The organism is Veillonellaceae bacterium (genome assembly GCA_012523975.1).
In the GTDB taxonomy this organism is placed as follows: domain Bacteria; phylum Bacillota; class Negativicutes; order JAAYSF01; family JAAYSF01; genus JAAYSF01.
Window position 1 is genome coordinate 1 of record JAAYSF010000020.1, and the last position, 8,781, is coordinate 8,781.

The window sequence follows — 8,781 nt, forward strand, 5'->3', positions numbered from 1 at the left end:
GACTCGAAATCAGGTAGGCGGGTAACTGTCTCGTGGGTTCAAATCCCACCCTCTCCGCCATTTTAAAAGGATTGAAGCTATCGATTAAATCGGTAGCTTTTTTGTTTTGCCTTTTTGTCCCTTATTTCATTTTTAAAATAGAATATGGGTAAGTATTCGCATTCCAAACCTTAACTGGAATGTGAATGCTCTTTTTTCAAGGTCTTTTAAACGCAGGTAGTAACAGCAAATTTTTTACAAATTATCAGCGCGTAGCAAGCATTGATAAACGCAACGCGGCAAAAGGATTCTTTTATTAATTACGACAAGCGCATATCCTGACAAAAAGGTAACTTTTCGGGTCTATTTTACTTAGCCTTTGCGATATATAGTTAAGCCAAAAGCGCAAGGAGGAGATGCTGTGCCAGCTTATCTAGCAGCTCTGCTATTTTGCGCGGGCGTGATAGCCGTTGTGGCTCTTATCACTGTAGGGCAGAAGTGGCTATTACCCTGGCCGCGCCGGTTCCTCATCATAGGCAGCCTGCTGCTGGCCCTGCTGATGAGCTTGTATTTGGCCATGACTTTGCTGCTCGTGATTAGAGATTAAGGAGTTGTTTGTTATGCGAAAATTTATCCGAACACTAACCGCCATACTACTATGCTCATTGACCCTAAATATGCCACTGAGTCATGCCTGTGAAGAAGGCAATGCTTTGTCAACAGCAATCGGTAAAGACGTGCCATCGGTAGAAATTGTCGTCCGCGAGGGCAAGATCGCTATTTACAGCCAAGATGAACCGCACGCCCTTTTGCAGGAAATCCCCTATAGTTTACCAAATGATGCCAAGCTTGCACCTAGCGATTTGGTTGCCTTCGAGGATATGAACTTTGATGGCTATATTGATTTGAAAATCGCTGCCTCTGTGGGCCGTGCCAACCGGTATGATGACTGCTGGCTGTGGGATAAGGCCAGCCGGAAATTCGTTTTGCATGAGGAATTAAGCCAGCTTGCCTCGTTGGTATTCAATCCGGAAAGTAAGACCGTGCATTTCTATGTCCATATCAGCGCCTCCGACAGTGAAGAAGCGACTTACACCTGGAAAAACGGTGAGTTGTCACCGATCCACAGGATTGAGCGCACCGCCAGCAAGGACGGTAAGATGCTGATCGAACGAGAGTATCGTCCCGATGAACAAGGCAAACTGCGGCTAGTGCAGGAGCGGGAAGTTTTACCGGAAGAGGCCATGGGGAACCAAGATAAGGATGTATAACGACCGTTCAAAGTATGTATTCCGTTACCTTGCTGCAGGACGCCTGGCTTGGGCTACCGCGTGACATTTGCTTGGGTTGCCAACCTGCTGAGCTGGTATTGGGCGGGCTTTTGATTACTGTGCTACCGGTGTAAGGCAACGGGCGGAAACTATCTGCCCGCATCTGGGAGGAATCATTATGAACCGAATCAAAAAAGCATTAGGCTTTGACAGTCCGTACTCGTGGGTCAAGTGGCTGCGCATGTCTTTTGCCGCTGTCGCCCTGCTTATCACCGCCGTCTTTTTAGAATATTTCGGTTCTGACGCGATGGACATGATTATGGAAGGCGATATTATCCACGGTATCATCGGCGTCATAATTCTACTCTTTATTTTCATCTTACTATTCGGGCCGACTCTGGCGGTCCTGTAGGGAGCTGCCGCACTGATCGGCATCCTAATCGGCGGGACGCGCAGCGGACTGAAACAGCGGCAAAGCTTTAAAGAAACCTACGCCACCGGCTCGGTTGAGCTCATCGAGTTGGAGAAGCTGCGGCTAAAATCGCAGGTGCTAGACGCGCTTTTGATTATTACGGCGGTTGCTTTGGTTATCCTCGGCTTTTTTTTCGCAGAGGACTTGTACGATGCCTTCGGTGAGGCGGGCTTCTATGGGTATTGGGTTGTGGCGGCCATTATCTTCATCGGATTTTGGCTGGCGAAAGTGCCTGTCAATCAGCGCTACAAGAACGCTTTCAAAGAGCAGGTTGTGGCCAAGGAGCTGCAATCGGTTTTGGACAATGTGGATTTTCAACCGGCCAACAAACTTGATGAAAGCATAATCCAAGCGGCGGCACTGTTTCCCAAATATGACATATATAACGGCAACGATTATTTGGCGGCAGACTATCATGGACATCACTTCATCCAGTCAGACGTCCATCTGCAGGAAGAGCGGGAGGAGACGTACCGCGATAGTGACGATGAATTGCAGACACGGATAGTGTGTGTCAGCGTGTTTCGCGGGCGACTTATGGTTTTTGACTATGACGCTATTTCCAATGAACCGGTCGCCGTCTATGATCGGTGCGGCGGCAAGCCAAAAAGCAAGGAGGCCATAAAAACCGAGCTGGATGCCTTCAACCGCAAGTTTTTCATCAGTGCCCCCAGCCCGACAGCGGCCTTGCGCATACTGACCCCGCCGGTGTTGGAAGGTATCATGCTGGCTGCCAGCAAGCTGGGCTGCCCGCTGAATATCTCTTTTAAAGATGATAAGCTCTATGTGGCACTGGCCTGCGCCGATGCGTTTGAGGCCGCAGGCGGCGATAAATAGTATTGCATTTATCTGCCTGCAAGACGGATGCAACACTGGAAGGAGATCTCCGGCAATGGAACGCAAGTCGTATGGAGGACGCTTTTTATACGGTAATGTAGTGCTCAGGCAGCTTGACCCGGATGAGGCCGAAGGTTTGCTTACGTTGCGGGCCTCATACGATGACCGGGAATATCAGACCATCCTGTACCGGGGCGTATATACCGGGCAATTCAGAGCCGCTCATACTGGCAAGAGAATTATTCTGGCAGAAGAACTGCCGCTGTCCCAGCTGCCGGAGCTTTACGCGGCACAGGATCTCGCGCGGCTATTTTTCACACGAGAGCATGTATCGCCAGAGTTTCTTCACCTGCTGCAACAGATGGGCTATCACCTCTATCGGCATTATCTCGATAGTGGGGAAGAATGCGTCGTTGTTGCCAGAGAAATACAAATCGGTAGGGGTGGTTAGCAGCCGTCCTAATGCATCAGAAGCAAGCGGCATAGGCAAAGCCAAGAAGGTAACTTTTACTTCATGAACTTGCGCAGCATTACCTTTAAGCTGGATGAAAAATATAAAAGGAGGGTGAACGACTATGACATTCAAAAACAGGCTCATCAAAGGTTTAATCGGTTTATGGATCGTATTGGCGGTGGCAGTTATTCCGCAACCGGCGGAAGCCGTTAATATCCAAATGACAAACCCCTATTCGGATACAATGTGGGCGGCTATCGTCTTTTTTGAGGATGCGGCTGACGAGTGGGTCACTAAGGGCTGGTATAAGATTGCACCCTAGAGCCTTTGGAGAATGTTCGAAAGGCCTTTACTTTTACCATTTATCGTTAACTGGTATCTAAAGTTGTAACCAAACGGGCCGACTTCGTAGAATATTCAAAAGACAAGGCCCGCTCGATAAGCTGACCTTGTCAAAGTTGAGAAAGGGAGTAATTATAACCGAGTGTTTGGCGCGGCTGGAACAATGGTTCGGATAGGCTTCAATATAGCATAAAGAATACCATCGTTGCACCAATAAGCAATGCTGCTGCACAAATGATAGCAATAATCATAGAGCACCTCCAAAGCCATGTATGTTAAATATAGTATTCAAAATTGAACAATATTGTTAATTTAAGTGCCTTTTAACATAAAATTGCAGATCATAGCATTCAGAACTATACAGTGCATATAAGAAGTGCAGCCACCATATGTGCAACTATTTTTTACGGCAGGAATGAATATAAGCTAATATACTTATGCCGGCAAGTCCGACTAGGGAGATAGCAGCTAAGAGCTCTTCCATAAAGCTATCCTCCTATTAATATAAGATATTACCTGCTGTATTATATGCCGATTATCAAGGGATGTTACATAAGAAAGTAAATCCGGGCTTGCTTCAACCGTATATAAAATCATTTACAGCAACTATTAGATAGGTTCATGTATACATCGTTGGGGAGATTTCCCATGCTACGCAAACAGTAGTTCTGTGGTATAATTAAGTAATACGATTTAGAAAGTGGGCGAAGTTATGTATGATAAGGTTTTATGGAAGGAAGTTGAGCGCTTACAAGCAGAACTTCGTAAAGTTGCTAGCAAAAAGGGTCTAAATTCACCTGAAGCTATTCGGGTGAGCCAAGCGTTTAGAAATAAGTTAAAAGAATATAATGATTTAGGAAGTTAAGAGCCTTAGGGCTCTTTTTTCATACACTGTCTACCATTTGAGCGCCTTTCATTCTCAGGGTTAAAAAATGCCGTTTTATTTTGAAGGCGGATGTTGGAATGTAATTTTTGCTAAAACCCGTACTGTAACCAAATGCCGCTGACTTTCATACTATACACAGGATACACACAATACATATTACAGAGGAGGTAATAGTATGGGTTTTGGTGGATTCGGCGGTTGTAACGGTCATGGTGGTGGAAGTTGGATAATTATTATCATAATCATACTTCTGCTTTTCTGCTGCTTCAACGATCATTGTGATGACAGCTGCTAAGTAAAAACTTGGTAGTTCCCGATCAACAGTAACTTGTCATAATATTGCCCCAGATAGAGACTCCGTCTAAATAATGGATGGGGTCTCTATTTAGCTTTTGCCAGAATAAACGCCACCTCGCAATATCATGGAGGTGGCGTTTGCCTATGCTGTCATTCGTTTAATTCTCTCAAAGCTAACGTTCTCGCGGATTTTGGCATGGGTTGCAACTTCAATCTCACGCGCTAAATCTTCTAAAAGAGCATTAATTTGCTCCTCGTTACCTTCTGGATAATAGCCTTTTATTATATCCTTTAGAACATCTTTACGAATCATAAAAATCACCTCACAGATAATTCGACAAAATTTTATCACATTCTTCTAAAAAAGAAAAGGTAATTACAGCCAATGGTCCTAGATCTTTCGACCTAATAGAAAAAATAAAGGAAGACTTTATCATGTAAATTTTAGATATGCGCGCAGGAATATGCCCCATAAAATGGTAATATGGATGATTAATCTGATAGATTGGAGAATATTATCATGTATGCTAAAATTCTAGCTGCCGCCGAACGCCTTGATGGGGTGGCGCATAAGACACCGGTGCTTACTTCGCGGTTACTAAACGAAAGCCTTAACAGCCATATCTATCTTAAGGCCGAAAACTTCCAGCGGATGGGGGCCTTTAAGTTTCGTGGCGCTTATAACGCGATAAGTACGCTTTCAGCCAAGGCGAAGGGCAAAGGTGTCATTACTTTTTCATCCGGTAATCATGCTCAGGCCATCGCGCTGGCGGGTCAGCTGTTGGGCGTCAAAACAACAGTGACGGTTCCCTCTGATGCACCTGCCGTTAAGCTAGATGCGGCAAAGGCCTATGGTGCCGGAATTGTGCTGTATGACCGGCTGACGGAATCTCGGGAAGCCAAGGTCCAAGCCCTTATTGACCATTACGGCTATTCCCTTATTCCACTGTTTGACCATGAAGAGGTAGTTGCCGGGCAGGGAACGGCAGCCAAAGAACTAATTGAAGATATCGGTAATCTCGATTACCTCTTTGTCCAAGTCGGGGGCGGAGGGCTGATTAGTGGGAGCGCTATCGCAGCAAAACACCTAAGCCCGGGCTGCAAGATTATTGGCGTAGAGCCGGAGCTTGCAGACGACGCGACGCGGTCGTTTAAGACAGGAATACTGCATAGAGTGGAGAATTCAGTTACTGTTGCCGATGGCCTACGATCAACCAGTCTCGGTAAAATTACTTTCCCACTTATTCAAAGATATGTTGATGACATGGTAACGGTAAGTGAGAGCGAAATCGTGGACGCAATGTATTATTTATGGACTAGATTTAAAGCCGTTGTTGAGCCGTCAGGCGCAGTTGGTGTTGCTGGAATAATGTATGGTGGTTTGCCGCTGAGCGGCAAGAAAGCGGGAGCTATCCTGAGTGGCGGCAATGTTGATGTAAGACAGACGGGAAAATTCTTTGCAGGGATGTAAGTGAACAAACCTTCCAGGTTGCTGAATGTTTTTTTAGTAAAGAAATTTAGATATTACCCGGAAATAATCCGTACAGAAGTAACAGGAACTTTACGCTACGGCTAATATTGACCAGCTTACCAAAAAGTTAGAGTTGCAAAGTTACTGTCAATATAGTATAAATATCTAGTGGGTGATTTGCCCGAGTGCCATAAATATCCGGCGCAGCTACTATTGACAATATGCCTGATAAATGGTAAGATACCTCTTGCAGTTAGTTAACTTAACTAGTCTGCAATCAACTAAATAGCTTGTTTATTATTCAAGCAATACGGAGAGATGTCCGAGTGGTTGAAGGAGCACGCCTGGAAAGCGTGTGTATTCGAAAGGGTACCGAGGGTTCGAATCCCTCTCTCTCCGCCAGTAAAGAAAATCAAGCACCTATAACCTATGCAGCATAGAGTTATCGGTGCTTTTATATTTGTCATAAGTTTTAATGTATTTCCCATGTTCCTGGTTCAACGTTGGCTGAAGGTTTTTCCTGACCGTTAGAGGTAGGGATACCGCTCATAACTGAGGAGCTATAGGTGATATTTGCATTGTTCTTTAAAGAAATATCACCGGCAGCCATAATAGCCCCCTTTAAATTGAAGGAATTTTTAGCATGAATGTCGCCGTAGGAAACTAGAACGGCGCTAGTAAAATTAACATTATTAGAATTGGAAGCATTCATATCACCGGTTGAAATTAAAAGGACATTTCCGTTAAAGTTAACATTTTGGGGAAAAACAACATTTCCGTCGACAAATATTATGCCATCCCCCGAAATTGTAGCGTTGTTGTTAATATTCCAATTACCATCGATATAATATGTGCCCCCGTTTAGATTCGTAGATTTACCGTTAAGGCTGGGATAACTATTATAATCTGCCGCTTCAAAGACTGGAAATTCCAGTGGGTGATATTCATAGAGGTCATAGGGATTGGCGATATGTAGATTGTTTCCTGTTGATATTTTACCGCCGCTGGCAATAGATGCGCCGTTTATAGTTGCGCCGTTTTTAAGATAGAGTGAACGCGCGGCGTAAATGGCGGCGTCCCCTGCTTTTATAGGAATTTTCGGCGGATTTCCTCCTCCCGATCCGCCGCCTTTTACTAAAATTGATACAGAAACTTTCTTCGTTATTCCGTCTGCACTGCCAGTTGATTCAACAATATAAGTATTATCGGCATCAAAAGAAGGTATAACAGGAGTTTTCATGGGATCAGCGTACGCATAAATTATAACTCTGTAAGTTTTTTTCTGATCCTGCGGATCATTCGTCATAGGGGTATCAATATTTAGCCACTGCCAGTCCGGAGTCTTAGACTGTTCAGCTTTTTTAAACTCATTTACTGCCCTCTTTGCGCCCGATTCGGCAATAAATTCTGCTTCCAAAGCATTCTTATTCTTTGGGGCAAGCTGCGATAAACTAGTAACCCAAGGTAATAAGCCTGAAATTACGATGGCTAAAAACATCATAACGATGATGCCTAGTAACGCAGCTGATCCATTTTGTGATCTAAGCATATAAAGCCTCCGCAGAATTAATTCAGTGTGTATACAATGGTCGAAATGGTGTTGCTTGGTGCATCCACCTTGGCGGAATTCCGCATAGTTAAAGTTATAGTTATTTTTTGGTCAAGTGAGGAATCGCGTTTAAATTCCAGCCGTTGTGTTCTGTTAATACCATAGTTATTAGTGATTTTGCCTTTGTCATCAGTAAAAATAACGGTGTTGGCATTACTGCCCTTACCTAGCGAAATTGCCCTATTATTGATATCACCGGACTTCTGATATAAAATCGTGCTTGAGGTAGTGCCGGGAACGGGCGAATCTATTGAGGTAGCATTCTTCAATTCAGCGCCAATACTATTTAAAATTTGCAGTTGATCTTGCGTATTTGCAGCAGCGTCAAAATTAAATTGCTGAGCTTTAAGAGAACCTGATAGTACGGTAAATATTCCGCTCATAACTAGGCCTAAAATGGCTATACCCATTAACAATTCAAAAATCGAAACGCCTTTTTGGCACTTAAAAGTTTTACTTATTAAGTTCATAATGTCCCTTTCGTTCAATCCGAGAGATAGTAGGATACCATACTGACCGACTGTTTAGTGCCGTTCCAAGAAACTGTGGCTCGATATGGATTTATTTTGGCATCTAAGCCCGCCGCCTCGGCCGAATCAATCCTTATGGTAAAAGCAACATTATTGATAACGGTGTCCGGCGGACTAGTCACATGTTCAGGTAATGACTTTATATCGGGTTTACCCTCATATTGCTTTAAGTCTTCTAAACTTCTTTTTGCGATATAAACTGCGTTATTATAATCGCGATTAAATATATTCGCTTTAGTCGCTTGAGCATAGGCTCCTATTAAAGCTGTTAGAGCAACAGTTATAATTATGATTCCAACGAGACAATCAACTAAAACCCAACCTCGTTGGTTCTTAATCATAGCGACAGACTTTCTAAGCATGGAGCGGCGCACTTCCTTATAACTTAATTTGCGTATCCTATTTTGAATACAACAAACTATGTGTTTTTCCTTCTTGACAAAAAAATCCATGTAAAAAACCCCTAAAATAGACACTGTTCTGTACAGTGGTCTGCTTTAGGGGCGCTTCATGCCTGTAGTTTATTTTACTGTCTTAAGGTGAAGGTATTGTCGCTGGGATGAATGCCGTCATTGCCAATATAAATTTCATTAGCATTTATAGGACGGCCGTCTACGTATAAATCAAAGGTCA

The 8,781-nt window shown here is 43.9% G+C and carries 12 protein-coding genes and 1 tRNA gene; 9 read left to right on the forward strand and 4 right to left on the reverse strand.

What is annotated here, in order from left to right; translation table 11 throughout:
• Positions 1 to 400: 400 nt before the first annotated feature.
• From GX348_03310 to GX348_03340, 7 genes are all read left to right on the forward strand, one after another.
• A complete protein-coding gene (locus GX348_03310) occupies positions 401 to 586 on the forward strand; it encodes a hypothetical protein (protein ID NLP41217.1) in 186 nt (61 codons plus the stop codon).
• A gap of 13 nt (positions 587 to 599) precedes the next feature.
• On the forward strand, positions 600 to 1,250 hold the full coding sequence (locus GX348_03315; protein NLP41218.1) for a hypothetical protein: 651 nt from the start codon (positions 600 to 602) through the stop codon (positions 1,248 to 1,250).
• 178 nt (positions 1,251 to 1,428) lie between these two features.
• Positions 1,429 to 1,662, forward strand: a complete 234-nt coding sequence (locus GX348_03320; GenBank protein NLP41219.1) for a hypothetical protein — start codon at positions 1,429 to 1,431, stop codon at positions 1,660 to 1,662.
• Between the two features lie 108 nt (positions 1,663 to 1,770).
• On the forward strand, positions 1,771 to 2,559 hold the full coding sequence (locus tag GX348_03325) for a DUF3137 domain-containing protein (protein ID NLP41220.1): 789 nt from the start codon (positions 1,771 to 1,773) through the stop codon (positions 2,557 to 2,559).
• A 55-nt stretch (positions 2,560 to 2,614) separates the two neighbouring features.
• A complete protein-coding gene (locus GX348_03330) occupies positions 2,615 to 3,010 on the forward strand; it encodes a hypothetical protein (protein NLP41221.1) in 396 nt (131 codons plus the stop codon).
• A gap of 124 nt (positions 3,011 to 3,134) precedes the next feature.
• On the forward strand, positions 3,135 to 3,335 hold the full coding sequence (locus tag GX348_03335) for a DUF1036 domain-containing protein (protein NLP41222.1): 201 nt from the start codon (positions 3,135 to 3,137) through the stop codon (positions 3,333 to 3,335).
• 732 nt (positions 3,336 to 4,067) lie between these two features.
• Positions 4,068 to 4,220: an aspartyl-phosphate phosphatase Spo0E family protein gene (locus GX348_03340; GenBank protein ID NLP41223.1), complete on the forward strand. Its 153-nt coding sequence runs from the start codon at positions 4,068 to 4,070 to the stop codon at positions 4,218 to 4,220.
• A 460-nt stretch (positions 4,221 to 4,680) separates the two neighbouring features.
• Here GX348_03340 and GX348_03345 read toward each other — a convergent pair whose 3' ends face one another.
• Positions 4,681 to 4,851, reverse strand: coding sequence for a hypothetical protein (locus GX348_03345; GenBank protein NLP41224.1), 171 nt, complete (start codon positions 4,849 to 4,851; stop codon positions 4,681 to 4,683).
• A gap of 207 nt (positions 4,852 to 5,058) precedes the next feature.
• Here GX348_03345 and GX348_03350 point away from each other — a divergent pair, with 207 nt between their 5' ends.
• Positions 5,059 to 6,009, forward strand: a complete 951-nt coding sequence (locus GX348_03350) for a threo-3-hydroxy-L-aspartate ammonia-lyase (GenBank protein NLP41225.1) — start codon at positions 5,059 to 5,061, stop codon at positions 6,007 to 6,009.
• Positions 6,010 to 6,321: 312 nt separating this feature from the next.
• Positions 6,322 to 6,411, forward strand: a tRNA-Ser gene (locus GX348_03355).
• Positions 6,412 to 6,481: 70 nt separating this feature from the next.
• Here the strand turns inward: GX348_03355 and GX348_03360 are convergent.
• The 3 genes from GX348_03360 to GX348_03370 all read right to left on the reverse strand — a co-directional run bounded on the left by GX348_03360 (position 6,482) and on the right by GX348_03370 (position 8,489).
• On the reverse strand, positions 6,482 to 7,558 hold the full coding sequence (locus tag GX348_03360; protein ID NLP41226.1) for a hypothetical protein: 1,077 nt from the start codon (positions 7,556 to 7,558) through the stop codon (positions 6,482 to 6,484).
• A gap of 17 nt (positions 7,559 to 7,575) precedes the next feature.
• Positions 7,576 to 8,028, reverse strand: coding sequence for a hypothetical protein (locus GX348_03365; GenBank protein NLP41227.1), 453 nt, complete (start codon positions 8,026 to 8,028; stop codon positions 7,576 to 7,578).
• 74 nt (positions 8,029 to 8,102) lie between these two features.
• Positions 8,103 to 8,489 (reverse strand): hypothetical protein, encoded by a 387-nt coding sequence (locus tag GX348_03370; protein ID NLP41228.1) that lies wholly within the window; start codon positions 8,487 to 8,489, stop codon positions 8,103 to 8,105.
• Positions 8,490 to 8,781: the final 292 nt, after the last annotated feature.

What these genes read in the sequence shown, in the direction of transcription:
- GX348_03360 (NLP41226.1), bottom strand. Translation starts at nt 7,558, where the DNA reads ATGCTTAGATCACAAAATGGATCAGCTGCGTTACTAGGCATCATCGTT.
- GX348_03350 (NLP41225.1), top strand. Translation starts at nt 5,059, where the DNA reads ATGTATGCTAAAATTCTAGCTGCCGCCGAACGCCTTGATGGGGTGGCG.
- GX348_03340 (NLP41223.1), top strand. Translation starts at nt 4,068, where the DNA reads ATGTATGATAAGGTTTTATGGAAGGAAGTTGAGCGCTTACAAGCAGAA.
- GX348_03335 (NLP41222.1), top strand. Translation starts at nt 3,135, where the DNA reads ATGACATTCAAAAACAGGCTCATCAAAGGTTTAATCGGTTTATGGATC.
- GX348_03330 (NLP41221.1), top strand. Translation starts at nt 2,615, where the DNA reads ATGGAACGCAAGTCGTATGGAGGACGCTTTTTATACGGTAATGTAGTG.
- GX348_03320 (NLP41219.1), top strand. Translation starts at nt 1,429, where the DNA reads ATGAACCGAATCAAAAAAGCATTAGGCTTTGACAGTCCGTACTCGTGG.
- GX348_03365 (NLP41227.1), bottom strand. Translation starts at nt 8,028, where the DNA reads ATGGGTATAGCCATTTTAGGCCTAGTTATGAGCGGAATATTTACCGTA.
- GX348_03345 (NLP41224.1), bottom strand. Translation starts at nt 4,851, where the DNA reads ATGATTCGTAAAGATGTTCTAAAGGATATAATAAAAGGCTATTATCCA.
- GX348_03315 (NLP41218.1), top strand. Translation starts at nt 600, where the DNA reads ATGCGAAAATTTATCCGAACACTAACCGCCATACTACTATGCTCATTG.
- GX348_03370 (NLP41228.1), bottom strand. Translation starts at nt 8,489, where the DNA reads ATGATTAAGAACCAACGAGGTTGGGTTTTAGTTGATTGTCTCGTTGGA.